The following is a 26,128-nucleotide window of genomic DNA, read 5'->3' as shown; positions in this document are numbered from 1 at the left end:
GCGGCGTACGCGCACGGTTCGTACGGACGACGTGCGCGGCATGCGCAAAGCCGTCGGCCATTGGCGAAAAGTCTACGAGACCAGGTACCGCGAGATCCGGCACAAGATCTTCGCGCATAAGAGCATCGATCGGGCGACCGCCGACGCCCTGATGGCCAACACCACCGTGGACGAGGTGCGGGAATTGCTTGGTTTTCTGCACGCGCTCTATCAATCGCTTTTTCAGCTGCACGCCAACGGCATCATGCCGAACATCACGCCGGCCAAATTCGATTCGCCGCCGTCGCCGGGCGGCGGAAAGCCGGGTGAGCGCATCTTCCGCGAGAGTGGCGACGTATTGTACGGCATGCTGGATCCGCGGCTGCGATCGGACGCTCCGGCCTGATCCGCGATCGATCCGGCCTTTGAACTACGTCCACGCTCCGGAGACAAGTCGTCGGTGCCGATGGGATTTCGCGCCACACGATCGCTGGCTGGAGCCCGTCGTCATTGCAAATGTTTTGCGACACGTGCGGACGGCCATGCGTCCTGTCGTTGTTCATCTGCAGTTCAACTCCTACATGCTATGGGCAAAGTGCCGCGATCATCGCGGCGGGGAGCGCTCCGACATGAGAACGCGTGCCATTGTTTCTTCCGTCGGTCTCGTGACGGCCGTCGGCCTGGCCACGACCGCGAGTTGGCTGACCTACAAGCACGACTTCGTGATGCGCGAAAGGCTGGGAGCGGAGTGGACCGCGCTGGCTCTCATGGATGAAGCCCTTTCTAACGGGCTGCGTCCTCAAGCCGCGGATGCCGCGGCGTTCCTTTCCAACAAGGCGCTCGACGGCGCGTTGCAGCAGCTGGTCGGTGCGACGGTCGACGTGCCCGCAGAGAAGGTCGGAGGTATTGCGGCGACGATCGAAGGGATCCGCATCAAGCCGGGCATCGGTCTTGCCGGAGCCGCGATGGGAATCCGTGTGGCGAGCAAGAGCCACGGCCCCGCCGTCAAGATGCACGTCGAAGGCGACCTCGCCTTCCGAGGCACGAAGTTGGTCGAGCGGGCGGGTGCGAGCGCGCAGACCGTCGCCGAGTTTGCGATCTCGATCGCGAACGCGGAGCCGCGGCTCGATTGGGGCTTCCTGGATCTGCCGGGACGACGCACGGTCGGAGAAGTCATCGCGTCCGGTCTCATGCTTGCGCTCGACCGTCACCTCGTCGTGGAAGTCCCGATGGAGAACGGATTAGCGTTCGACACCGGTTTCGCCAACGTCAGCACCGTTCCGACGAGCGCGGGTTCGGTGACACTCAAGAGCTCTCTGCCGGGCCGAACCGTGCGGCAGAACTTCGCGCCCTCTATGCCGCTCTTCGTCGAGTCTGGCGTATGGTTGACGGCGACGCGGACCGCGCCGGACGAAGTCGCGCCCGCCAAGCCGACCGCTCCGCAAGCCGATCTGCCGGCCAAAGTCGTCGCGTTGCGGACGAAGCTCGGCGACGAGGTCAAGGATCTGGAGCAGAAGCACGACCTCGTCCTCATGCTGAAAGGAGCCACCATCGTAGGAATGGCGGAGCAGATCGCGCGGCTTCCCGACGCCAATCGTACCGCCACGATCGCCTCTATCGCGACCACGGGTCAGCTGGTCTCCGACGGAAAATCCTACGTCGAACTGAGGGACCCGACCTCGGCGACGGCCCGTCTTGTCATGTCCAACGTCGGCGCACGGTGGCTACCGAACCAGGGCGCCGCGCTTGCGGTCGACCTCAACATGGATATGGAAGCGAAGGTCCACGTTCACGCCAACCCGTTTCCCATCGGCGGCGGCGCGGGCACGACCGTCATGCTGAAGGGCGGCGCCGGCAAGCATGTCGACGGCACCCTCCGGCTTAACCGCATCGCGGCCAATGGCCATTCCCTACTCGTTCTCGACGCATCCATGCCGTGCGGCGGCGTAACGGCCGACGTCAAGACCGATGGCCGCATCGAGATCGGCGATTTCAAGACCGATCTATTTCCGGTCGGGCTGCGATGGAATGTTCCGGTGCCTCAGTCCATTGGTCAGCCGACCCTCGTCATCGACGACCTTCCGAAGCGGGTCGCTCTCGAAACGACGCATCGGTTCGACGACGGTACTTCGTTCCGACTGATGCACGATGCCATCGAATACCGCGTCAGCGTCGCCGACGTGAAAACGGGCCAGGACGGTTACGCCGTGTCCGCCGACTTGGAGGCGCACCCGTCGGATGGCGCGATCTCGCGGTCCGAGGCAGAGGCCCAGAGAGCGGCGATCTCGGCTGCTCTCGAGTCCGCCAAACATCCGGCCTGCCCGGCCGTGGAAGGCGACATGCGGGTGACCATCGGCGACATCGAGATCGGCCCCAACGGCGAGATCATGAAGGTGCTCCAAAACTTCGTGCATGACGTCACGAAAGGCCCCGGACCGAACAACGAGGCGGTCAAGGCCGTCACGAACGCCGTCAAGGACGTCACCCAAGGGCCCGGTGACCATAACGACGCAGTCGGTCGTCATGGTTGGGTCCGTTCAAGATTAGGGTTCTGACCGCAAGTTGTTATTGTTGCTTGTGCTTCGGTCGAGATGGTGACGTAGAAGCGCTGACGCAGGTCGTGCCTTGGATATGTCCGAAGGCGCTCGACGAATTTTTTCCACTTTAGAAAGAATGCCTTTTCGGATGCCTCACGACGATGCCGACCAAACGAAAAAGGATCCCAAGTGTCGGGACTTTCTCATACTGAGTCTCTGTTGCATTGCGGCTTGCGTGGCCGTTCGAGCACCTTCGGTGTTCGACGAGATCAAAGTCCCGTTGATCGATCTGAAGCTGAAGCTGAATGCCGGCTATTTTCTGGTGTTAGGGCCGTTGCTGATCGTGCTCGCGATACTGGCGATTTATTTCCTTCGGGAAGATTTGCCGCGCACGCGGGGGAAGAAGGACCTCAAGAACGGGCTCTTCCGGGCGATACCTCCCTTGGGAGCGGCCTTCCTGAGTCTGCAGTTCTTTCTGCTGCTCGCGCCGCAGGGCGAGTGCAATACCTTCCAGAGAAGCCGCCTTCTGTTCGAGTGGCTTCATGCGTTCAAACCCGAATATTGCATGTATTTGCCCGCGGAGACGCAGGAACATATGCCCTGGCTCTTCGAGCCACCCATGCTGCAGGCATGGATGCAAATCATCTTGCCGCTGATCGCTCTTGCCGTCGTCATCAAGGACTGGCGAACGCTGGCCGGATAGCCGTTCCGCGTCCTGCTGCGCGTTCGCGCCCCGGCGAGCAGAGAGAAAGAATCCTGCGGAGGACTTCTAAGTGACGAAACTCGAGTCGAAGAATGCCGAGGCCGTTTTCCTGACCGGCAATCGCTTAGTGTCATAACTGTATGAAAATATGACTATATTCGTCTTCGTATTCGGAGAATACCAACAAGAATATCAACAAACTGACGCGCTGAATTAGCTAGCAAAAAATAAATTGCAGGCTCCTGGCAGCCGGCATGCACCGTGCTGTTTCGGCCGGTACACTTGCTTTGACCGAAATCGAACCTGGAAGCACGCCGCGATTTCTCCGGCTGGTCCGATTTGTACGCTGCAGCGGCCGCAGTTAGTGGCGATGTCAGAATGCCTTTTTTTTGGCCGCAACCAAATTCAGCGCATCCCGAGAAACTCGGCCACGCGCAGACAGACGTTTGATCCTCTCGCCGGATTGGGGGTAGTAGCCGCGCTTAGCAAAGCTTCAGCAATCGCGCGCCTGCTCCTGCGCGAGCCTTCGATCGTCTCCGCTGCAGATCGCTATGCCCAAATCGAACAGCTTGGGTTTCGAAATTGCCTTGTCGGGCGGCGCGCAATCTACGGTGGTCAGGATCGTTGGAAGGGCCGGCCCTTCTGGAAAAACCGAACATCGCGTGAATGGCTAGTGCTTGAGGATACCCTGAACAAATTTCTTTCCGAGAACAATTTGCGGCCGACGAAGTCCCATTCAGTTTATTCACTACGCCACAGCTTCAAAGACCGGCTAATCGCAGCAGAAGCTCCCGACAGCTTGATCGATAGCCTTATGGGTCACCGCACGGGCAAGCCCAAGTATGGCAAGGGGTCCGCCGCTTGAACTTAAGCTTAAATTCCTGAGGGCCATCGCTTTTAAACCACCATCTCTGATGCAGCCGACGTGCTCATCGGGTGAGGGCGGAACGCAAACGGTAAAAGTTCAGCCTCAGCGCGCCTCCGAGGCGAGCAGGAAGGGTGGTGGCGAGCATCGCCAAGTCAGCCAGCAGCGGTAGAGTGACTGTGTGAGGCAGAGAACAGTTTGCGCCGGCTAAGCCTTCCGCCCGGTTCCCAGGAAAGCCCCGGAACCCGGATCTCGCCTAGACGTGGCTCAATCAAAGCGGAGTCTTGCGGCTAAGTCGTTGATTTTCCTATCAATAGGAAGTTATGTCTACCTAATATCATAGCAATAACTGTATACTAAACTATAGCTGTCTTGCTGATTTAATTGGATCGCCTACTAAGCCATATACGTGTAGAATGGCGTAGTTTCCTTCGAATAAAACTCAGGCAGCCACAGCTTACTATGACACTTAGGAAAGCAGAAGTTCTATTCAAAGATCAGCCCGCTGGCACGTTCGAAGAAACGGCCAATGGCGGAACACGCTTCATCTATACCCCCAACTGGCAAACGCCCATCGCCTGTGCGCTCCCGGTCTTGCAGCGGGAACACGAATGGCCCCAAGGGGAGCATCCGTTCTTTCAACATCTCGGCCCGGAAGGTTGGTTGCGCGAGAAACAGGCGCGCACCGCCCATATCGCCGAGGAAGATGATTTTGGCCTCCTGCTCCGCTACGGCGCGGATTGCATCGGCGCGGTCGGTGTTCGTCGCCTTGCGGGCGACAAAGGAAAAGATGTCGAGCCCGCCGCCGAAGTGACAGCTAGCCCAGGCCGCACCGTTTCCGGCGTCCAGCGAAAGCTTCTCGTCGTCAAGGAAGGCAATCGGTTCACCCCCGCCGGGGCCGATGGCTTTGCTCCCTACATCGCCAAGTTCAATTCGGAGCGTGAAGCCGTTCAATCCCTTGTGCGGAACGAGGCCTTAAGCCTGCGATGGAGCGCTGAAGTTCTCGGCAAGGACGAGGTCAACGAATTCGTGCTCGGCAATGTGGCCGTGCTCAACGAGCCCGCCCTTATCGTCACCCGCTTTGATCGCAAGCCGGATGGTACCAAGCTTCGTCTTGAAGACTTCGCGCAGATTCTCAGCAAGCCAAGAGGCCGTGATTTCGCCGGCAAATACGATGCTTCCTACGAAGACGTGGCAAACGTCATCAAGCAGTACTCCGTCCGCCCCGAAATCGACCTTGCACGCTTTTTCCGCCGCCTCGTCGTTTTTGCGCTCGTCGGTAACTGCGACGCCCATCTCAAGAATTTCTCGCTTCTTGAGACTGACGCGGGGCTGCGGCTCTCGCCCGCCTACGATATCGTCAATACCGCGTTCTATGACGGCTTTGATCAAAACCTCGCGCTGTCCATCGGCGGAAAGACAATACCCCTTGATCAAGTCACGCGCGCCACATTGGAAAACTTCGGCAAGAGCATCGGGCTTGCGCCGCGGGCGATCGAGCAAACATTCGCCGATCTGAAAAGCCGCGTGCAGCGCGCCACGAAAATCCTCCAGCCACCACAAGGCGAGCCGCCCGAAGGTTTTGTCCACCGCTACCAAGAGATCGTGAGCCGCGCATGCCTTCGAATCCTCGGGGAATAACCCCTCTCAATTGGTCCGAACTTGTCGCGGAGGCGATCCGCCGCCGCAAGCAGGAGAAACTTACGCAGAAAGAGCATGCGGCGCTTGCGAGCGTTAGCATCCCCACCATCGTATCCTTTGATCGCGGCGAGCCGACACTCAGTCTTGGCAAGGCCTTCGACATCCTTCGCGTTGTCGGCCTCGTCGAAGAACCGAACCAAGAAGGTGCGCAGGGTGCATTCGTGCAGGAAGCCTTCGCCCGTTGGCGCGAACTTACCAGCGCACTTTCCAAGGATTCACCCGGACGCTTTCCAGATGGATGGTTCCGGATCGACTACGCGCTAGAAGGCGATCTAAAGACGGTTGAGCTCCACCATTTTGAGGAAATGCTCCGCAAGGCCCAACGCAGCAACACCGGCTGGCCGCTTTTTCTATTCTTGACCCGCCCCGAGGTAAGGCCCCGTGAACTAGACGGCGTCATTGAGTGCTGGCTCAAGCCGGCGGATGCGGGCGTTGACCGTCCCTTCGGGGATGCCGCCCATTGCGATTTCTGGCGCGCAGCGCCCACCGGCCGCGCCGTCATCATGCGCGGTTATCAGGAAGACGTGCAGGATACCTTCGCGCCGAGAACGATCTTTGACACCACGCTCCCAACATGGCGACTGGGTGAAGCCCTGCTGCATGCCGAGGCCCTCGCGGAGCAGTTAGCCGAGGACAAAGACAAGGTGAATGTGCGGTTGCGCGTTCTCTATACCGGTCTTAGCGGGCGGGTCCTTCGCGCCTGGGCAAGCCCGATGACGGACCTCTTCATGGAAGGTGGCGCCGCGCGCAGCGATGAAGCTATGCTGGAGGCGCTTGTTCCTGTGAAGGACATCAAATCCAACCTCGCGACGCATCTCCAACCCCTCATTGCCTCGCTGTATGAACGGTTCGGCGTCACTGGCTTGTCGGTTGAGCGCGTGGAAGCAGAGCTGGAAAAGATGCGGAACAATCGCGCTTCGATAAGGAGCTAAGGGGGCTTGAATGGTTGTCACATGGAAAAGCCTCGTTGCTGCGATTGAGCAAAATCCTGAACTCAAGGACAAGCTCCCCGAGCTACCCGTTCTGGACGAAGGGGAACAGAAGGAAAAAGCGGAGATCAAGCGCCTATTCCAGTTCATCGGCATGTATGTGGTCGTCTTTCAAGACGTGGAATCCAAGCTCGATCAAATCATCCAACTCGCAATCGGCCTAGATCGACGGCACGTTAGTCATGGCATCATCGCTCTTCTGTCGAACAGCCAGAAGATTGATCTGGTTCAATCGATTGTTCATTCCTCGGCAATCGCGGATGGCAGCCCGGCTCAAGAAGCGTGGGTGACATCCTTTGACGAAGTCATGCAGCGGCTACGGGCCGAAGCGACCCGGCGCAACAAGATCGTCCACTCTCTTTATATCTTCGATTTCATGAAAATCGGTCACTCCCCGGTGCGCAGCAAGTGGACGCGAAGGAAGACGGGAGCGTCGTTCGATCAAGAGCATGTGGACGCTGCCTACATCGACAGGGCGACGTCAGATGTAGCGGGATTATCATTCGACGTTGGCATGGTCCTGGTGCAGTTGCGGAATTGGTATGAAAAACTGGGGCGAAGCTTCGTGGCCTCGGAAAAAGAAGCCGCTGAAGAATGATGACTTAGATGAGTGAGGGGGCCGGCTAACAGGCGAATCACCTCCCGATTGAGATCGGTCAGCGGCCGAAGGCGTGTGCTGAGGGCAAGGTTACTTTCAAAGGCGCTTCAAACCACCTTCAATCCCCGTTTTCCAATAATACTTGACGCCCTCTCCGAAACTGACGACAAAAGCAAATCCCCCCGGCAGTTCTCAGAGTATTCAATGGAGAGCTGTGCGATGCGTGAACCCAAGCTTCAAGTCAGTCTGCTGTGCCTCAAGATCAATGCCGAAGGTGTTGTGGCTATCCTGGTCGCGTTGTTGATCTTTTTTGCGGCGCTGGTGGCTTCGCGATTTTGAATGATCTTTGCACCGGAAGGGATGAGAGATGAGTGAGCAGAAATCTGGCACGTGGTTAGACGACGGCGAGAAATACGCCTTGCTCGGCCTAAGCCTGAAGGATGACGAAGCCGGGTTTTCCGAAGGACCGCTCTCTCCCGAACTGTCGGTCTTAACCGGGGCGGAGTTCAAAATGCCCACGCATTGGCGTGAATGGTTGGGCAGTATTCGCGCCGAAGAGGTGGACGACTGCAACCTTTTCATCCTCAGCAAGCTGAAGTCAAAACAGCCCGATGTGTTGGACGGCGAAAGCCAACCCCTTCAGCGACGCGTTTGGAATTTCTATATTGGTCTTCTTCTGATGTGTCCATTTGCGACCGCCCACAAGCCCGTCATCGTGACCGGATCACGCGAAGATGACGAAATCGGTGTACGCCAAGCACAAGATTTGGAATCGCCGGTACCAAACATTTTTCGGCCCTATCCGGAAGTCTCGCAGTCCGATCTGCGGCAGGCTACGTCTGTCGGAACGCACCTCGGCAAGATTAGCGGAATTGCCAAGGGTGACAGTCACTGGCGCCTGTTCCGAGTTTTACATCTTTATATTGCGACACGTCCCGAACAGGATCTGCTCCACCGCTTGCATCAGTATGCGCGCTGCGTTGACGGCTTGGTGCTGACGAGGCCGGGCAAAGGTGCAAGTGATTTCAAAAACAGGACCGAACTGTTCATCGGCACCGGGCATGGTGACGTGATGGGAGAGATTTACGCGGATCGCAGTTCTGTAGAACATTTACACGAAGACCGCCTTCTTGAGCCGTTTGACCGCCCCAGACGTCTTGAACTTTTGCGCAAAGAAGCGATTGTCGAGCACATCGCCCGAACAGCGTTGCAGCGGATCATTCTCAATGAAGATTTATGGCCGCATTTTGCGAACCGAGCCGGGCTAGAGAAGTTTTGGGCTTTCGCACCCGAGGTGCGACAGGCGATCTGGGGCGCTCCTGTCAATCCACTCGATGCGCTCACGGACTTTGATCCGAAGTACATTCATGATGGACTATTGAGCAACTAATCGAGATCAGAAGTCTTAGCTCTGGCTAGGACCGGCGAAACGCAAATTCTGTACTTTTTCTCGCTCGTTATTTCTGTGAGCAAAATCAGCTATTTACCTGAAATTTCGTCGTTCCTATGTCACGGCCTGCTGTAAAAATCGCAAGCCTGTGGACGGCGTCGACCCGCTTACCCCGCAAAATTCCAGTTGGCTTCTGCGCGCCTCGAATTGACCGACTCTATGGGCCTCCCTAGCTTCAACCTATGTTTGAAATTGATGGCGAGCACGTCGCCGCATTAAACGACGAAGATTTGCGCGCACTCGTGGGGCGATTGTGTGAGGCGGAGCTGCGCCAGCGTGAGCTTTCCACCGTCGCCGTTACATGGAGCGGCAATCAAACCGCCAAGGATGGCGGTCTCGATGTCCGGGTGGCGCTTCCCGCTTCGGCGGCGATCGACGGGTTTATCCCAAAGCCGGATACGGGATTTCAGGTAAAAAAGCAGGACATGCCTCGGGGCGAAATTCTCGCTGAGATGAAGCCTGCGCCTAAGGGGGAAATTCGCCCCGTTATTACGGAATTGGCGCAGGCCTCGGGCGCCTACATCATCGTGAGCGCAGCCGGATCGACGGCGGACCCGGCACTCAAAAGCCGCCGCGATGCAATGGCGGAAGCCTTGAAAGGAATGCCCGACGCCGACAAGCTCACCCTTGATTTTTATGACCGGGGCCGGATGGCCACCTGGGTACGTAGCCATCCGGGATTGATCCCATGGGTGCGATCAAAGATTGGCAAGTCCATCCCCGGTTGGCGGGCGTACGGGTCTTGGTCATCTCGCCCTGAAGGCGCCGATGCCACCTATCTGGTCGATGCCGCGGCGCGGATCAGGACGCGAGATAAGGATGAAGGCGATGGTATTTCCGCAACCGATGGCATCAACAAGATACGGGATGCGCTTCGCACACCCGGGCACGTGGCGCGTTTAGTTGGCTTATCGGGCGTCGGCAAGACGCGGCTTGTTGAAGCGCTATTTGAGCCTGCCGTAGGCATCAACGCACTCGACCCATCGCTAGCCGTTTATACCGACGTTGCAGACGGACCCGATCCGCAGCCCGGCCTGTTGGCATCAGACCTTATCGCTGCCAAGACCCGTGCCATCCTTGTCATCGACAATTGCCCGCCCTCAATTCATCGGCAGCTTGCAGAGATCGTTAGGTCATCCAAAACCACGCTCAGCGTCATTACCGTTGAATACGATATCCGCGAGGATCAGCCCGAAGGCACGGACGTTTTCGTGCTCGATACGTCGTCTCCTGAGCTGATCGAGAAGCTGATTGCAAATCCGTTCCCCGACCTTTCTCAGATTGATCGCAAGACCATTGCAGACTCCTCCGGTGGCAATGCGCGTGTCGCCCTAGCGCTCGCCGGAACGGTGGGTAAAAACGAGACGGTCATCGGCTTGAGTGACGGCTTGCTGTTCAGTCGCCTCTTCCAACAGCGCAATGATCCCGACGCGGGATTACTCTCGATGGCTCAAGCGTGCTCCCTCGTCTATTCCTTCGAAGGCGAGAAGCTCGACGGGGACGATGCCGAACTGCCGGTCCTCGGCGGACTTGTCGGCAGAACCGCTGAAGATGTATTTGGCGCGGTGACGGAATTAAAGCAGCGGCATCTATTGCAGACGCGTGGCCCGTGGCGCGCTGTATTACCACACGCGATAGCGAACCGGCTGGCAACAACCGCCCTTGAAAGAATCCCACGCCAAAAACTTCTCGCGGCATTCGTCGAAAATGCGCCGCCCCGACTTCTCCAATCGTTCTCAAGGCGATTGGGTTATCTCGACAGCAGCCAAGAGGCTCGTGACATTGTTCAAGGGTGGCTTGCACCTGGCGGACTCTTGGCTGATGTCGCCAATCTTAACGATCTCGGCCGGGCAATGTTCAGCAACGTCGCCCCCGTCATGCCAAGTGCCGTGCTTTCGGCTTTAGAGAGCGCCCTGGAAAACGCTGACGATACAACTCTTGGCAAATGCAAGCCCTTCACCCGACTGCTTCGTTCGTTGGCGTACGACGCCCAGCATTTTAGCCGCGCCGTTGCGTTGCTGGTGCAATTCGCCCGCCTTCCCGGAGATGGACGTTCAAACGATGAGCCGAGAAAGATCGTTGAGTCTCTCTTCTATGTCGTGCTGTCCGGAACACACGCCCCGATCACGACCCGCCTCTCAGTAATCGACGGGCTAATGCGATCAAGCGATGATGGGATGCAAAAGCTGGGCGCAGATGCGCTGGAAGCCGTGTTTAAGACCAACCATTTTATGTCTGTTTATAATTTTGAGTTTGGCGTTCGCTCACGCGATTACGGCTATCATCCGCCAACCAGCAAAGACGTTGCGGATTGGTTCGCCGCCGCGTTGACGTTCGCCGAACCGCTCGCGCTTCTGGACAGTAGCGTTGGCGAAGGCGTGCGCAATGCAATCGCCCATGAATTTCGTGGGCTCTGGACGAATGTCAACCGAGCCGACGACTTGGAGCGGATCGCCCATGCCGTCGCTGCGAAGGGGTTCTGGCGCGAAGGCTGGATCGCGGCGAGACAGGCCTGCATTTATGGCAATGGGCTTGCTGCAGAATCTCTGGCACGCCTCAAGGTGTTAGAAGAGTTTTTGCGCCCGAAAAATCTAATGAACAAAGTCCGAGGGGTCGTCCTCGGCGCGAAGGGCGGGAGAAGCATCGACCTTGATGATTTGGACGACGTAGAAAATGACGACTATGTAGGCGCCTTCGCACGCGCAGCCGCAACGGTCGAAACGCTCGGCCAGGATGTTGCAGCAGACGACGCCACATTCAAGGCGTTACTCCCCGATTTGATCCGCGGCGGTAACAAAGAGGTCGGGTTTGGCCGCGGGTTGGCGCTCGCAGCAGAGCATCCACGCGAGATGTGGTGCGCCATGGTGAACCAAGTAGCCGTTACAGAAAATCCAAGCGTTGGCCTGCTGGGAGGTTTCGTCGACGAGCTGCGCACGCGGGACCGCGATCTGGCCGATGCTCTTCTGGATGAGGCGGTAGAAAACCCGACCCTAGCAAAATGGTTTCCTGTTCTGCAAGCATTCGACACGGTTGACCAAAACGGGGCCGCACGTCTGCAACGGGCGCTCACTCTCGGGCAAGCGCCAATCAACGCCTACTACAATCTCGCCTCTGGCCGCGCCTGCGACGGACTTTCAGGGCCGGATTTCAAATCTCTCGTACTGGCCATCAATGCCAGACCCGGCGGGAGCCCGGTCGCGATTGAAATATTATCCATGCGCATCCACGCAGATGGCAGCGACAAAAAGGCTTCCGTTCCGGAAGTCGCCGAGGTTGGCCGGGCATTGTTGGCGGCGTATTCCTTTAAGCGTGCGCAAGGTCGCAATCAGCGCGAAGATTATGAGTTGGGTGTCATTGTTTCCGCTTCCCTAAAAGGCGATGAGGGAAAGCCAATCGTGCGACAGCTTTGTAGGGGGCTGCTTTCGGCCGTTGCCGGTTACAATGTATCGGCCTTTGAGTACGATGACTTGATGACATCCTTGCTCAAGGTTCATCCATGCGAAGTACTGGATGAACTGATAAGGGGGGACAAGAAAGCTAAAAACAGAAGCGTTGGATTAATGAGCGATTTTGCACGCCATAACAAGAGCCCAATGGACGCGGTGCCAGATGCCACGCTGATCGCGTGGTGTGATAAGGACCCAAGGACGCGATACCCGTTAGCGACGGCGATTGCCACTCTCTTTAATCAGAAGAACGACGAGAATCCGGACGGCTGGAGAGAGATCACGCGGCTCCTGCTTTTGAAGGCGCCGGACCAGGAGGCCGTGTTCAAAGAGATCGCAAGTCGGCTATTTCCAACAGGGGGCGTTGGCTCACTATCCTCGCAGTACGACGCCCGTCTCAAGCTTCTTGACCAGCTTGACCTAAGTGACATGCCTGTACTGGCCGCGCCGTTGCTGCGGGCCACGCAATCATTGCGGAACGAAGTTGATGCGTGGCGAATTCGCGAGACCGAGCGTGATCGTGCGCGCAGTGGCCGTTTTGAGTGAACGCCGTGACAGCCGGAAGCCTCATCAAGTCAAAGTTAGTTGCGCTCGATAGCTCGCATCTTGTCAATGTTATTCGCGACACCTTCTCCAAGGAATCTGCTGCACGCGAAAAGGCGGCGGCGTTCGAGCGTGCATTCGAGAGTAGCGGAAGCGTGTTGCTGCTGAGCTGGCACCATCTTCGAGAACTCCTTTCGCATGAGAACAAGGCCGTCATCGAGCAACGTTTTGAATACCTCGCCTCAAAACCCCTCGTTGCCAGCATCAAATCACTGACCGAGGAATCCCTTGCGGGTTCGGTCATTGATATGCAGGCCCTTGAGGTGGCCGCGGCGTTCAAGAACCCGGGGCTGGCGCTGAGCGGTGTTCGCGATTGTGCGGCGGAGGGGATGTTTAAGTTAATGAGCGGCCGTGACACCGTTCTGCCTTTCAGGGAATCATGGTCACCGGTTCGGTGCCGAGGAAATCGCCGCCCGCTTCGGCGTGACGCCGCATGTGGTGCGGCGGCGCCTGCGGTTGGGCGCGGTCTCGCCGAGATTGATGCAGGCCTACCGCGACGGCGATCTGGCTCTTGAGCAGTTGATGGCCTTTGCCATCACCGATGATCACGCCCGGCAGGAAGGCGTTCATGAGCGGCTATCCTATAACCGGGATGCCAGCACCATCCGTCGCATGCTCACCGAAACCCATGTGGCCGCAACCGACCGCCGCGCGCGCTTTGTCGGTATTGAGGCGTACACCGAAGCAGGCGGCTCGATCCTTCGGGACCTCTTCAGCGAGGATCGCGGCGGCTATCTGGAAGACGTGGCGCTGCTTGATTTGCTGGTCACGGCAAAGCTGGGTCGCGAAGCCGATGCGGTTCGGGCGGCCGAGGGCTGGAAATGGACGGAAGCCTATCTCGATTTCCCGCACGCCCACGGCATGCGGCGGACCTATCCGCATCCGGTCGAGCTTTCGGTGGAAGATCAGGCCGCTCTTGCAACGGTACAGGCCGAATTCGACGGCCTCACCGAACAGCACCAGACGACCGATGAACTGTCTGATGAAGTGGATGCCCGGTTCGGCGAGCTTGAGGCCGAGATCGAGCGGCTGGAAGCCAAGCGGCAGGCGTACGACCCCGAAGACGTCGCGCGCGGCGGCGCGTTCGTGATCCTCAATCACGATGGTGCCGTCCGGATCGAGCGCGGTTTCATCCGCCCCGCGGACGAAAAGCCTCATTCCGAAGCGGACCAAGCCGTGGAAGCGGCGGCAGCCGATCCGGAGGGAGCAGATACTCTGGCCGCAGAAGATGAGAGCAGGGAAGTAGAGGGTGCCGCCGATGAAGAGGAGGACGACCGCCCATTGTCTGATGTTCTCGTTCGCGACCTCACCGCTCACAGAACTTTGGGCCTCCGGCTCAATTTGAGCGAACAGCCGGAAGTCGCCATCGTTGCGGTCACCCATGCCCTCGCCGCGCAAATCTTCTATTTTGGCGCGGACGCCCATGTCGTCGGTATCCAACCGATCAAGACGGATTTGGCAGGGCATGCGGACGGGATCGAGGACACGCCCACCGGCAAGGCTTGGGCGGACCGCCACGCCAATTGGGCAAGGCAGATTCCGCGCGACGTCACGAGCCTGTGGGCATTTGTGGCCGAACTCGATTCCGACAGCCGCATGGCCTTGTTCGCCCATTGCGTCGCGCTGACCGTCAAGGCAGTCAAACTGCCCTGGGAGCGGAGGTCCCGCTCCTTGGTAACAGCCGACCGGTTGGCGGAAGCGGTTTCCCTCGACATGACCGGTTACTGGCGGCCGACCGTGCGCAGCTATCTCGGCCGCGTCACCAAGGCGCGCATTCTGGAGGCCGTCTGCGAGGGCGTGAGCGGCGAGGCGGCCGAGCGAATGGCCGATATGAAGAAGGTCGATATGGCGGAAGCGGCTGAGCAGTTGCTCGCTGCGACCGACTGGCTGCCCGCCGTGCTGAGGACGGCCAAGCCGCAAGAGCAATCCGATGCGCCCACTGCTGGGCGTGATGATGCCTATTCGGAGGCTGCCGAGTGAGTTCTGGCCGGGGCCGCGCATGCGGCCCCGGCCAACCACCCAAAATCCGGCCGCGCGCCTCGGCGCGCGGCCCATTTAATTGATGCAAAGCGACGACTCTCTGACGCAAGCCCGCACCTGGACGACGAAATGCGGGACCCTCCGATCTGTGCCGATCGTAGCGAACCGCGAACATAGGATCGTCGTCCGGCGCGCTTCATCAGCGGCGATGTGCCGTTGGCCTGGTCCTTGATGAGACGAATGACTGCCTCCGTTCGGATCATCTTTCGGCGGGGGCTTCTTCCAGTGGCGCCCCGACGCGCCACGACAGCATGCAAAATTGGCGCTCATCGTTTTCTTTTGCGCGTTTCTATCGCCGCTGATGCGCTGACGTCAGCGTGTGTTCGACCGATTAAGCCGGGTCCTTGTGCTGTTCGCATGCCGGCAGCCATGGTGGTCTCCGTCAGTTCGTTCATGGGCGGCGTCCAACGCAACCTCGAATGGGCTGATCAAGCCCGAGGGACGGCAAGAGCCTCGATCGCCTTCCGCAACGGCTACGCCTGCTTTTTTCCCCTGCCGCAAAGGGGGCGGCATTCCTCGCGGAAAACAAAAAAGCAGGCTTACGCCGTCCTCCGCTGCGCTTCGGGCCTGACGGCTGCGGGCCGATCGCTCCCCGGGCCAAGGATCGCCATCGAGGCCGCGATGGGCGCGGCCCGAGCAACCAACGGAGACCACCATGGCTACCATCGGCACCTTCACCGCTTCGGACAACGGCTACGTCGGCTCGATCAAGACGCTGACACTGAACATCAAGGCAAGGTTCGCCCCGTCCGAGAAGGACAACGACAAGGCGCCCGACTTTCGCATCTTCGCCGGCACCACCGAATTCGGTGCCGCCTGGAAGAAGACCGCTCGCGAATCCGATCGCGAGTACGTCTCGGTCAAGCTCGACGATCCGAGCTTCCCGGCGCCGATCTACGCCTCGCTGGTGAAGGTCGAGGGCGACGAGGGCTTCACCTTGATCTGGTCCCGCCGCAACGGCGACTGATCCATCCGGATCATCCGCCCCGCTTCCTCCGGAGGCGGGGCTTTTTGCGTTTAGTTGCCGCCTGGCAGGGAGCAGGAAAAGCATTTTCTTTGGAAGTGAATCGCTAAGGGCTCCGCCCTCGCGCGGGCAAGGGTGACGCACCTGACGGTGCCGGCCGGAGCGGTGTCTCCGGTCTTCCGCGCCAAGGATCTTCATGACGACCAAGGTCGTCAGGGCGCGTGCAGACGCGCGCTCATCGAGCGCGCCCTTGTCAGGCGGGTGATCCCCCTCCGCTTCGGCCGCCCTTGCCCTTGCTACCCCAGGTCTCGCCGACGGGCAGGGTTGCAGCGCAGCGCTGCGCTTCAACCTCAGCCCCCATAGGAGAAACGACCATGAACATGATGACTTTATCGCAAGGCCAACCGTCCGCTTCCGGCGGCTTTCGTGTCGATGTATCGCGCGGCCAGCGAATTGGCCGTGTGTCGTCGGAGTGGTTCTCGCGACCGGAAGACGAACGTTATTTGAACCTGCCGGACCTCCACGACGCCGTGCTCGGTCGCGCCGAGCGCGCGCAGGCGCGGACGTCGGAAAGCCGGGCCATCCGGGTAGAGGCCAGCAGCAACAATCCCGAGCGACTGGCTTTGATGGTCCCGGGACGTGACGAGCCGGTGGCACCCACCCATTGGAGCTTCGGCCAGTTGTGCACGCTGGTCGGCGCGCCGACGTCCTATTTGCGGCAGCTTCCCGCAGCTCTGTCCGGCATCAACCTGCAACATGGCTTGCTGTCGCACCGCGCCGAGCTCGTGAAAACCCTCGAAGCCGATGACGGTCGGGTCGAGCTTCGTGCCGTCACCGGGCCGGACTATGGCCGCATCTGGGATCATGAGCTTGTGGCTGCCGTTATGAAGATCGCAGGCAACGGCACCGGCGACACGCGCTGGAAAGTGCCGGGCGTGCTGGATTGGTCGACCATGACTCACAACCCCTTTGTGGACGTGACCAACGACACGACGACGCTTTACGCCAGCGACCGCGACGTGTTCCTGTTTCTGGTCGACGACACCAACCCGATCGAGGCAGGGCGCTTGCCGGACGGATCACCGGATTTGTATTTTCGGGGCTTTTATTGCTGGAACAGCGAAGTTGGCAGCAAGACGCTGGGCATTGCGAGCTTCTACCTCCGGGCCGTCTGCATGAACCGTAATCTGTGGGGCGTTGAGAATTTCGAGGAGATCACCATTCGGCATTCGAAATTCGCGGGGCAACGTTTCGCGCATGAAGCGGCCCCCGCGCTGACGAGCTTTGCAAATTCCTCACCCGCGCCGTTCGTCGCCGGTATCAAGGCCGCACGGGAGCGGATCGTTGCTCGCACTGACGAGGATCGCGAAAGCTTTCTCCGCAAGGGCGGGTTCTCCAAATCGGACACGACGAAGATTATCGAAACCGCTTTGGGCGAAGAAAACCGCAAGCCGGAAAGCATTTTTGATTTTGTGCAGGGGATTACGGCTCTGGCCCGCACCAAGTTGCATCAGGACGCGAGGCTTGAACTGGAAGGGAAGGCAAAGCGCTTGATGGAACGCGCGATCTAGAGGCGAGCCGCGCAATCGGAATCGGTTGCGCGGCTACTTCCCGGTAGTCTACGCATCGCCGCCGGTCCGGCAAACCGGATCGGCGGCGATGACGCGTATCCGCGTCCGGCGCTCGCCGGGCCTTCGGCCCGGCTCGCGAAAGTCACGGTCTACGATTGTTCAAAATCGGCTTCGTACCCGATCATTTTCGCTTTGCAGGTTTTGATCGCTCGCTTCGCGCCTCTTCGTCTGGCAGGACGAGGTCGACGTGACTGACGCCCAATGTGCTTGCCAGTTCAAACAGTGTTACGACAGTTGGATTGCGGCGGCCACGCTCCAGGTCACTGACATACTGTTGGGTAAAGCCGGACGCTTCGGCGAATTTCTCCTGCGTGAAGCGCTTCTGCTTCCGCAGTCTTGCGAAATTCCGACCGACCAACTTGCGCATGTCCATCGGCGCAAGTTGCGGCTCTACATACTATGAGGTTTATCTCCTATAATATGTATTCAACCATCACGTGCTGGCCCCATCGGTGGAATGCCCGCTAAATTTGGACGCGTTCACCATTCTGGCGGCCAAGCGTCTAGAATCGTACTAAGTAGATTGGAAGCCATGAAGAAGCCGCCGCTCGATCCCGATATTGCGGACGCTGCCCCCTCGGATCCGAAGCTGACGCCGTATGACGAGCAGCATGTTGTGACGTACATGCGACTTCTGCAGGCAGAGGGTGAGGGCGCTGACTGGCGCGAAGTGGCCCGAGTGGTCCTGCACATGGACCCAGAGCGAGATCCGGACCGTGCGCGGAGCGCATACCAGAGTCATCTCGCGCGCGCCAAATGGGTGACTGAGCAAGGTCGTCTCTTACGCGGCACCGGCTCAAAATAGAAGAAAATCGCCGCACAATTTTGGCCGAGCGAATAATCTTCTCTCGCCGACCGGTGGTCATTCTCATGCACCACGTGGTGCCAAACTAGGGGCTTTCCTACAACCGCCTCGTTCATAATTATTGCGCCGCAATCCTTGTTAGCTGCGTGCAATGGGGCGGAAGCAATGCCTGAATTCGACTGGCGGTCGCCGGATTCCTACAAGAGCCTAGAAGACGCCGAAATCACCGACATCGCCTGGGAATGTCTTCGTCGTAACGTGGACTATCGACGCGATTACGAAGCGATGATCGCTAGCAGCCCAAATGGCGAAGCGACCACGGAGTTCAGGAGGAGGTGGGGCATCTGCTTTCGCCCATGACCCCCAGCGGTCCTTCGAAGAGCAGATTATCTTTTGGGCGCCTGAGGTTCTAACGACCGTTGTTCCAGTCACGGTGGCGTCGACGGCCGATCGCAGTTCGGCCTCTCGGCCACTGCACGACCTTACAGCGGGGCAGGTGCGCCGCGCAGCCGACGGCTGGCATATCGTCTTTCGCATCGGGGCGATGGATCACCGTGTCTGGTCCAAAGACACTCCCGTGCTCGGCGCGTCATACGCAGCCGAATTGCCGTTTGACGGCGATTTGGAAGCTCGCGCGTATGCAGCCCGACGGCTGTGGCGCGCGATGAATGGACGTGCGCCAGGTCCTGCATTTTGCAAATTATCTAAACAGCGGCGCGAGCGTCTGAGCGCCGCGATCCGTGCGCTCGATGCTCGCAGCGCCGGCGGTAGTTATCGCGCTGTCGCCGAAGCGCTGTTCGGTAAAAAGCGCATCCCTGATCGCGCCTGGAAGACGCACGATTTGCGCAATCGAACGGTCCGCCTGGTGAAAGGCGGCCTTGCGTTGGTACGCGGGGGTTACCGCAAACTTCTGCGGCCCGGCCGCAGGGACGAATAGCTCCTCGGCCGAGGGCTATCGAAAATCATACCCCCAGTATTCGGCATCCCCCTCCCACATCGCGCTTCTCCATGATGACCGCACACACGCCGACGCCGCCATCCGCGGTGCGCTGTCACCTTGGAGTTCTCAAATGCCCGATGCCATGGCCGGACTTCCCCCTCGCTTCCTGCGTACACCGGAAGCTGCGCGTTACCTCGGCCTCTCCGGTCGTACGCTCGAGAAGCACCTCACGTACGGCACCGGGCCGACGTATCGGAAGATCGGCGGACGTGTCGTCTACGCCATAGACGATCTGAAAGCGTGGGCCGATCTCGGCGCCAAGACTTCGACGTCTCACCCCGGGAACGGGACCGTGCTGCCGGCCAAGAAGCATCCGGTACTGCGCCCGTATGCTGGCCAGGAACGTCGCTGACCGTCGCGAGAGAGCAGTGATCATGCGGCGAAGACAACATTCCGAGCGCGACCAGTTGGAGCTCTTTCGGGCGCTGCCCGTTGATCTCGCACCGCGCGACGCGCAGGATCTGATGGCTTATCCGTTCTTTTCGCTGGCGAAGACCAAGCGGGTCGCGCCGATCGAATTCCGTGCTGGTACGATCGCGATTTGTGTCGAAGCCGTGCCGGAACACGGCATGGCAACCATCTGGGATGCAGACGTTCTGATCTGGGCTGCATCCCAGATCATCGAAGCGCGTGATGCCGGCTTGAAGACGTCGCGCCTGATGGCTGCAACGCCGTACGAGATACTGACGTTTGTCGGCCGCGGCACCAGCGTGCGTGACTATGACCGGCTGAAGGCAGGTCTCGACAGACTTCAGTCAACGACTGTGATGACATCGATCCGCCAGACGACAGAACGGCGCCGGCATCGTTTCTCCTGGATCAACGAGTGGAAGGAGACGGCCGATGCTAATGGTCGCCCGCTTGGGCTCGAGCTGATTTTGCCGGATTGGTTCTATGCGGGCGTCATCGATGACGCGCTCGTGCTGACAATTGATCGCGCGTATTTCGATCTGACGGGCGGGCTTGAACGGTGGCTCTACCGGCTCGTGCGCAAGCACGGCGGTCGTCAGGACGGCGGCTGGAGCTTTGACCTTGTGCACCTCCATGCCAAGTCCGGCATCCTCTCGCCGCTCAAGCACTTTGCTTACGACGTGCGTCAGATCGTCCAGCGCCAGACATTGCCCGGTTATCAGCTCGTGCTCACGCGCGATCCGAACGGCACCGAGCGGCTGAACTTCGCGCCTAGGCCTGTTGATCCCTTAACGGCACGCCTGCGCCGCGGTCTCATTCCAAATTCGGAGGACAACCTGTGAATCAGCTCGTGCTATTGGGGACCGCAACCTCGTGCTATCGAGGACCCAATCCTCGTGCTATCGGGGACCGACATCGAGCTTAGGAGCTTGTTTCTGCGCACCTTCTAACCGCTCTAACTTTACTAACATACTGACACTAACTTCTTGTTGTGAATCAGTACGTTGTGAACAAGTCGGCTGCGCGTGCAACGAGGATGCCTCATGTGCTCACTCTGTCACGCGCAAAACTTCTCCGCAATGCGATTCTTGTCGCCAACGCACGCGCGCGCACGCGATCGCGCGCAAATCTGCGCGATCATCGGAAACGGGGTCACCGCATCACGATCGTTGCTTTCCCTTGCGGCAGCTCGCTCGTCGAGGAGAACTCGCTAACATCCGTGGTTGGCACGATGGCCACCACAAGCCGGAATCTGAGGAATGGGCGGTCAGGCTAACCAGCGCCGTGCGTGATGGCTTCAAACGTCGTCATGAAGCCGCCGGCAAGAAAAGTTGCGATCTCACCCAAAACCCCGTCTCCTCGGGAGACGCCGCTCCGCCGTGGCGGAAGGAAAAGGCGCGCGTGGAAGCGGCCGGGTCGCGGAGGCCCTTAAACCGCCGCAGCGACCCGGCCGCGCTTGCCGCCGGCGCCAAACCGGAAGGTCGTGCCATCGATCCAGATCTTGTGCAGCAGCACGGCGAGCGCGCGCGCCACCGCCGTTGCCGCGCGCTTCAGACCCTTCTTCCTGGCCAGCCGCAGGCCCCACAGCCGCAGCTTAAAGTTCTTTGGAATGCGCGTCAGGATCGCGATCGCTGCCTCGTACAGCATTGCCCGCGTCAGCTCATCGCCGCATTTGGAGATGCTGCCGATGCGATCGGTCTGCCCGGATTGGTAGCGCCGCGGCGTCAACCCAAAATGCGCACCAACATTGGTCGACTTCTTGAATCGCCTTGGATCATCGACGGTGGCGCGGAACGTCAGCGCCACGAGCGCGCCGACACCGGGCACGGTCATCATCCGCCGCACCGCGCTGTCGCTGCGCGCCGCTGCCAGCGCCAGGCGCTGCAGTTTTGCCAGCTGCAGCCGCATCGCAGCTCGTGCGTCCAACAGCGGCGTGACGATCGCCTCCAGCTCCTTCTTCCCGGCCATGATCTCGCGCACCCGCGCGTCAAAACGGCCGACCGAAATCTCGCCGACTTTGAGGCCAAACGGGCGCAGCAGGCCGCGGATCATGTTCTCCATGTCCAGCACCTTGCCGAGCATCGCCTTGCGCCCGACCAGCAGCGCCCGCAGCGTTTGCGCGCCTTCCGACTTGACGTGCACCGCGCGGAACCAGCCGGTCCGCATCAGCTGCGCAATGCCTTTGGCGTCGTTCCGATCGGTCTTGTTCAGCATGGCGTTCAGCGCTGCCTTGGCATGGCGGGTTTCGATGCAGATCACGGGCAGGCCCTTTTCGGCAAGCGCCGTGAACAGCCAGGCGCTGTACGAGAAGGCCTCCAGCCCGACGCGCTTGAGGGGGATTCCCCATTCCGCCAGGAACAGCTCGATCGCATCCGGATCGGTCTCGAGTTTCGCTTCCCGGACCACCTTGCCGTCACCGTCCACCACGCAAATGTTGGTCGCCTCCAGCGACACGTCGAGCCCTGCATAGAAGTCCATCATGCGCCTCCACCGCCGATCGCCGGCACGCACCGCGCGTTCCGTTCGCGAATCGCTGTGAAGCATTTTCGCAGCAGCACGGCCGGCGAGGGGGCACCGGTCAGTACCCCGGCTAACCAGAAATCCTTCGGATTTCTTCTAACGGACCAGGCGGAAAGCCGCATTGGAGGCGTCCGGCAACAGGGTGCCGTCAGTCCTGCTTGCCTTCGCAAGCCGCACGCGATCTCCACCGAGCCTCGAGCTCACGGTTGCCCGTTCCAGCTTCAGGGAGCGGCGGCATGAGCGATCTCACCGAAGTGGAAGTGTTGTGGCTCGAGAAGCGGATCGAAAACCGCATTCGGTTCGGTCGCATCGTCAAGGAACGCAAGCTTGATCGTCACCGGCGTGTTCTGTCATTTGCACCCAGCAGCATCTTTGCCTTCGTCCGTTGGACCTCTAACGACTTTGGCACGATCATCTCACGGATCGACATCTTGCGCACGGTCGCGCCTGGACAGCGCTGCTCGACCGTACCTTATGTGACACCCGGCGGAGAGATTCTGCTGCGCCTGTCAGGCTGGCCGAAAGTCGAGCGCGTGCTGCAGCTGATCGACGCCGTTGAGGCACTCGGCATCGATCCCGCCGACGTCGCGCCTGATCATTGGCATCACGTTCATAACCGTCTGTCCGTTAACGAGAACCCGCGTCCGTACACGAAAGCACGTCACCAGGCTTGGCTTCACCGTCAGAGGGTGACGCGATGACCAGCCGCCTGAAGACGCTGACCACGACGTTTGTGGTCGCTGCTGCGCTCGTCGCGACGATCGTCCTGGAGCCGCTTCCGCTTTACATCTGGAACGCATCTGCGAGCGTGCCGATCGGTCTCTACCGCCTCCGACCGGCGGACCAATTCCAAGTCACTGAATTGGTCGCCGTCCAGCCGCCGGAGCCGCTCGCGACCTTCCTCGACCTTAATGGCTATTTGCCGATCGGTCTCCCCATGCTCAAACGCGTCTTGGCGCTTCCCGGCCAAACGGTCGGCAGAGGTGGGCTCACCATTTCGGTCGATAACATTGCGATGGGCGAGGCGCGGGATCGCGATGGACGCGGCCGGCCGCTGCCGAAATGGCAGGGCTGCCGCGTCGTCGGCGACGATGAGCTCTTTCTCATGAACTGGCAGTCGGACGACTCTCTTGATGGCCGGTATTTTGGATTTCTTCCGGCGTCGGCCGTGATCGGCAGTGCGATCCCGGTGTGGACGTGGGAGGAGTGATCGTGCGTATTCGACGTGTTCTCCTCGCCGGTCCCTTGTTCGATCGATTGCGGGATCATGCCTCCGTCTCGATCGATGTCTTTAAGGCTGGCGCGAGCCCGGTTGGGCACGCGCTTTTGTGCTGTCGTGCCCCTGATGCTTCTTCTGACGGCGTTCGACAGTGCTGCTTTGGCCCAGAGCGGATCGGCCGCCCAGCCGGCGATCAGTCAGACCGCTCACTCATTTGCCGGCTTCATCAATGAAGCCTCGCAACGTTTTGCGATTGCGCCGAACTGGATCCGCTCAGTCCAAAGCATCGAGAGTGCTGGTGACGCGCACGCCAGATCGCCAAAAGGCGCAATGGGCCTGATGCAAATCATGCCGGCGACCTGGGCGGAACTTCGCGAGCGCTACAATCTCGGAAACGACCCCTACGACCCGCACGACAACATTCTGGCAGGCACAGCCTTTCTGCGTGAACTGCTCGACTGGTATGGCTCGCCTGGCGTGTTTGCCGCGTACAACGCGGGACCGTCTCGCTATGAAGAGCATCTCGCAGGCGGCGCTTTGCCAGACGAGACGCGAGCATACGTCGCAAAGCTTGCAAATCTGCTTGCCATCGAACTGCCGCCCACGTGGACGTCCAGCGGACAGTCATCACCAGGTGCGATGCTGTTCGTCACGCGATCCGAACCTATGAAAACGCGCGATCGGTTGCGGGCGCTTGTGCCACCGAGCGGTGCCATGCCCGCAATCTCGGCGCTTGATGCTTCGCCGATGGTTCCTCGATCTGTTGGCGTGTTCGTGTCTCGATGGAATGCGGGAGTATCGCAATGATCAATTGGGTAGGTTCGCAAGCTGATGGGGTATAGGCGATGCCTTCGGCCCGCGCTCTACTCGTCGCTTCGCTCCTCACCGAGCCACCCTACGGGTGTCTCGGCCCTTCGGGTAACGATCGCTATCGCAAGCGGCCGGAAACAGTGGGGCTTCGCAAGTTGGCTGCCAAGTCGCTGCTGCTCTTTCGCAATGAATCGGCCACCAGCCGACCTGTTCGCGCAGGCGCTATGGGAGGATCTACCGCAATGACCCGAACTGTATTTGTCGCAAATCGCCGCGAGGACCAAGAGTCTGTTGGGGTTCGGCCCTGGAAATCAACGACCGGGAGAACACGACGGCAGGACGGCCGCCCGTAATCGGTCTCCTGCAGAACTTGCGGCGGCGGAGCAGATGGTCTGCGCGATGAATATTGCGCACACTGCACCGGCTCAGCAACGCGGGAGGCGTGTGATGGAATTCTTCTGTGGTTTGGACGTCGGCATGGACGAGACGGCGATCTGCGTGGTGGACGCGACCGGCAAGGTGATGCTGGAGACGGCGGTGGTGACCGATCCGGACGCGATCAAGGTGGCGCTGACGCCCTATCTTGGCCGCTTGCGACGCCTTGGTCATGAGGCGGGATCGCTGTCGCCCTGGTTGCATCCGGAGCTGCTCAGGCTGGGCCTGCCGGCGGTCTGCCTGGAGACTTTGCATGTTCGCGCGGCGCTGAAGGCGCAGCGCAACAAGACCGACCGGGCAGATGCGCTCGGGATTGCCCACATCATGCGCACCGGCTGGTTCCGGCGCGCCCATATCAAGAGCGAGGCCTACTACCGGCTGCGGCTGTTGTTGACGCACCGGCGCAATCTGAAGCGCAAGTTTGTGGACCTCGAGAATGCGATCCGGCACTCGCTGAAAGTGTTTGGCATCCGGCTGAACCGGGTCGGGCGCGGCGGCTTTGCGCAAGTCGTGCGCGAGGCGGTGGCCCACGATGCGCTTGTCAGCGAGCTGATCGACGCCATGCTGAATGCGCGCGCGGCGCTGTGGAAGGAGTACTGCCGGCTGCACGACCTGGTGGTTCGCCTGGTCGCCGGCCATGAGCTGTGCCGGCGCTTCATGCAGATTCCTGGCGTCGGCCCGATCGCGGCGCTGAGCTTTATGACCGCGGTCGACGATCCCTCGCGCTTCAGGCGCTCGCGCGACGTGGCGGCCTATTTTGGCCTGACCTCGCGGCGCTGGCAGTCCGGCTCGTCTATCGACGTCAAGGGCCGGATCAGCAAGGCGGGCGACGGTGACGTGCGGCGGGCGCTGTACGAGGCGGCCAGCGCTTTGCTGACTCGCTACAAGAAAAAAGACAAGGTCAAGGCGTGGGGGCTGGCGCTGGCCAAGCGCTCCTCGCACCGCAAGGCGACGGTGGCGGTAGCGCGCAAGCTCGCTGTGATCATGCATGCGATGTGGACCAGCGGCACGTTGTACTGCGGCGATCCGGACGCCTCGGCGGCGGAGATGCATGCCGAAACAACAGCTAAGCAGCGCAAATTGCTCGGGCCCTACGCATGAGGCGCGTGATCCTGCAACCTGGCAACGACGCGGTGATGGCCGCGACGAGCTCCGCCGCCGGCGGATGAGGACTGGTGCAGCACCAACACGACGGAACGCACGTTATCTTGCCTGCGACGATGCATCTTCGGATGCCGACCGATCGCGCCGGATTGCCTGTGATGTGGCTCCGTCACACCGATGGAAAGATGCGCCGCGACGGCGTCCGCGCTGCCTTGCTGCAGCGACACTGTGCCGTCGCTGAGCGCGGAAGACTGCACGGCGCATCAGGACTCGCAAGCCTCGCGGAGCATCGTGTCATGGCGTGGATCAGAGAGGCTT

At 60.0% G+C, this 26,128-nt stretch carries 24 protein-coding genes; 22 read left to right on the top strand and 2 right to left on the bottom strand.

What is annotated here, in order from left to right:
- The first annotated feature begins 40 nt into the window (after window positions 1-40).
- From IVB54_RS33650 to IVB54_RS33590, 13 genes are all read left to right on the top strand, one after another.
- Window positions 41-385, top strand: coding sequence for a hypothetical protein (locus tag IVB54_RS33650; protein WP_247776903.1), 345 nt, complete (start codon window positions 41-43; stop codon window positions 383-385).
- Window positions 386-608: 223 nt separating this feature from the next.
- Window positions 609-2,534, top strand: a complete 1,926-nt coding sequence (locus IVB54_RS33645; RefSeq protein WP_247776901.1) for a hypothetical protein — start codon at window positions 609-611, stop codon at window positions 2,532-2,534.
- A gap of 238 nt (window positions 2,535-2,772) precedes the next feature.
- On the top strand, window positions 2,773-3,219 hold the full coding sequence (locus tag IVB54_RS33640; RefSeq protein WP_247776899.1) for a hypothetical protein: 447 nt from the start codon (window positions 2,773-2,775) through the stop codon (window positions 3,217-3,219).
- A 364-nt stretch (window positions 3,220-3,583) separates the two neighbouring features.
- Window positions 3,584-4,084, top strand: coding sequence for a hypothetical protein (locus IVB54_RS33635; RefSeq protein ID WP_247776897.1), 501 nt, complete (start codon window positions 3,584-3,586; stop codon window positions 4,082-4,084).
- Window positions 4,085-4,546: 462 nt separating this feature from the next.
- Complete coding sequence (locus IVB54_RS33630) at window positions 4,547-5,725, top strand: HipA domain-containing protein (RefSeq protein ID WP_247776895.1); 1,179 nt, start codon at window positions 4,547-4,549, stop codon at window positions 5,723-5,725.
- Window positions 5,701-6,717 carry a transcriptional regulator gene (locus tag IVB54_RS33625; protein WP_247776893.1) on the top strand — a complete coding sequence of 339 codons (1,017 nt, stop codon included), beginning with the start codon at window positions 5,701-5,703 and terminating at the stop codon, window positions 6,715-6,717. Before IVB54_RS33630 ends, IVB54_RS33625 begins: the two co-directional genes overlap by 25 nt.
- A 10-nt stretch (window positions 6,718-6,727) precedes the next feature.
- Window positions 6,728-7,372: a hypothetical protein gene (locus IVB54_RS33620; protein ID WP_247776891.1), complete on the top strand. Its 645-nt coding sequence runs from the start codon at window positions 6,728-6,730 to the stop codon at window positions 7,370-7,372.
- Between the two features lie 367 nt (window positions 7,373-7,739).
- Window positions 7,740-8,762: a hypothetical protein gene (locus tag IVB54_RS33615; protein WP_247776889.1), complete on the top strand. Its 1,023-nt coding sequence runs from the start codon at window positions 7,740-7,742 to the stop codon at window positions 8,760-8,762.
- A gap of 242 nt (window positions 8,763-9,004) precedes the next feature.
- Window positions 9,005-12,814, top strand: coding sequence for a hypothetical protein (locus IVB54_RS33610; RefSeq protein WP_247776887.1), 3,810 nt, complete (start codon window positions 9,005-9,007; stop codon window positions 12,812-12,814).
- Window positions 12,811-13,386, top strand: coding sequence for a hypothetical protein (locus IVB54_RS33605; protein WP_247776884.1), 576 nt, complete (start codon window positions 12,811-12,813; stop codon window positions 13,384-13,386). Before IVB54_RS33610 ends, IVB54_RS33605 begins: the two co-directional genes overlap by 4 nt.
- Window positions 13,352-14,851: a chromosome partitioning protein ParB gene (locus IVB54_RS33600; RefSeq protein ID WP_247776883.1), complete on the top strand. Its 1,500-nt coding sequence runs from the start codon at window positions 13,352-13,354 to the stop codon at window positions 14,849-14,851. Before IVB54_RS33605 ends, IVB54_RS33600 begins: the two co-directional genes overlap by 35 nt.
- 715 nt (window positions 14,852-15,566) lie before the next feature.
- Window positions 15,567-15,878, top strand: a complete 312-nt coding sequence (locus IVB54_RS33595) for a DUF736 domain-containing protein (protein ID WP_247776881.1) — start codon at window positions 15,567-15,569, stop codon at window positions 15,876-15,878.
- Window positions 15,879-16,255: 377 nt separating this feature from the next.
- Window positions 16,256-17,446 (top strand): DUF932 domain-containing protein, encoded by a 1,191-nt coding sequence (locus IVB54_RS33590; RefSeq protein WP_247777561.1) that lies wholly within the window; start codon window positions 16,256-16,258, stop codon window positions 17,444-17,446.
- A gap of 181 nt (window positions 17,447-17,627) precedes the next feature.
- Here IVB54_RS33590 and IVB54_RS33585 read toward each other — a convergent pair whose 3' ends face one another.
- Entirely contained in the window at window positions 17,628-17,879 is a 252-nt protein-coding gene (locus IVB54_RS33585; RefSeq protein WP_208086328.1) for a helix-turn-helix transcriptional regulator, read from the bottom strand.
- 159 nt (window positions 17,880-18,038) lie between these two features.
- On the opposite strand from IVB54_RS33585, the gene IVB54_RS33580 reads away from it, so the two are divergent.
- The 5 genes from IVB54_RS33580 (at window position 18,039) to IVB54_RS33560 (ending at window position 20,564) form a co-directional block, all read left to right on the top strand.
- Complete coding sequence (locus IVB54_RS33580) at window positions 18,039-18,311, top strand: DUF2285 domain-containing protein (protein WP_247776879.1); 273 nt, start codon at window positions 18,039-18,041, stop codon at window positions 18,309-18,311.
- Between the two features lie 165 nt (window positions 18,312-18,476).
- On the top strand, window positions 18,477-18,671 hold the full coding sequence (locus tag IVB54_RS33575; protein ID WP_247776877.1) for a DUF6499 domain-containing protein: 195 nt from the start codon (window positions 18,477-18,479) through the stop codon (window positions 18,669-18,671).
- Between the two features lie 136 nt (window positions 18,672-18,807).
- Window positions 18,808-19,248: a DUF2285 domain-containing protein gene (locus tag IVB54_RS33570; protein WP_247776875.1), complete on the top strand. Its 441-nt coding sequence runs from the start codon at window positions 18,808-18,810 to the stop codon at window positions 19,246-19,248.
- 133 nt (window positions 19,249-19,381) lie between these two features.
- On the top strand, window positions 19,382-19,663 hold the full coding sequence (locus IVB54_RS33565; RefSeq protein ID WP_247776874.1) for a helix-turn-helix domain-containing protein: 282 nt from the start codon (window positions 19,382-19,384) through the stop codon (window positions 19,661-19,663).
- A gap of 22 nt (window positions 19,664-19,685) precedes the next feature.
- On the top strand, window positions 19,686-20,564 hold the full coding sequence (locus IVB54_RS33560; protein WP_247776872.1) for a replication initiator protein A: 879 nt from the start codon (window positions 19,686-19,688) through the stop codon (window positions 20,562-20,564).
- 586 nt (window positions 20,565-21,150) lie between these two features.
- Here the strand turns inward: IVB54_RS33560 and IVB54_RS33555 are convergent.
- Window positions 21,151-22,200: an IS110 family transposase gene (locus IVB54_RS33555; protein ID WP_247777559.1), complete on the bottom strand. Its 1,050-nt coding sequence runs from the start codon at window positions 22,198-22,200 to the stop codon at window positions 21,151-21,153.
- Between the two features lie 278 nt (window positions 22,201-22,478).
- On the opposite strand from IVB54_RS33555, the gene IVB54_RS33550 reads away from it, so the two are divergent.
- The 4 genes from IVB54_RS33550 to IVB54_RS33535 all read left to right on the top strand — a co-directional run bounded on the left by IVB54_RS33550 (window position 22,479) and on the right by IVB54_RS33535 (window position 25,807).
- Window positions 22,479-22,943: a DUF2840 domain-containing protein gene (locus IVB54_RS33550; RefSeq protein ID WP_247776870.1), complete on the top strand. Its 465-nt coding sequence runs from the start codon at window positions 22,479-22,481 to the stop codon at window positions 22,941-22,943.
- Complete coding sequence (locus IVB54_RS33545) at window positions 22,940-23,452, top strand: S26 family signal peptidase (RefSeq protein WP_247776868.1); 513 nt, start codon at window positions 22,940-22,942, stop codon at window positions 23,450-23,452. Before IVB54_RS33550 ends, IVB54_RS33545 begins: the two co-directional genes overlap by 4 nt.
- Before the next feature lie 135 nt (window positions 23,453-23,587).
- Entirely contained in the window at window positions 23,588-24,268 is a 681-nt protein-coding gene (locus IVB54_RS33540) for a lytic transglycosylase domain-containing protein (RefSeq protein ID WP_247776866.1), read from the top strand.
- A gap of 450 nt (window positions 24,269-24,718) precedes the next feature.
- The gene (locus IVB54_RS33535) at window positions 24,719-25,807 is read left to right on the top strand and encodes an IS110 family transposase (protein WP_247777558.1); all 1,089 of its coding nucleotides are present in this window, start codon (window positions 24,719-24,721) and stop codon (window positions 25,805-25,807) included.
- Window positions 25,808-26,128 lie beyond the last annotated feature (321 nt).

This window comes from Bradyrhizobium sp. CW1, assembly GCF_023100665.1.
Taxonomy (GTDB): Bacteria; Pseudomonadota; Alphaproteobacteria; order Rhizobiales; family Xanthobacteraceae; genus Bradyrhizobium; species Bradyrhizobium canariense_D.
This window is presented reverse-complemented; position numbering and strand designations above follow the sequence as displayed.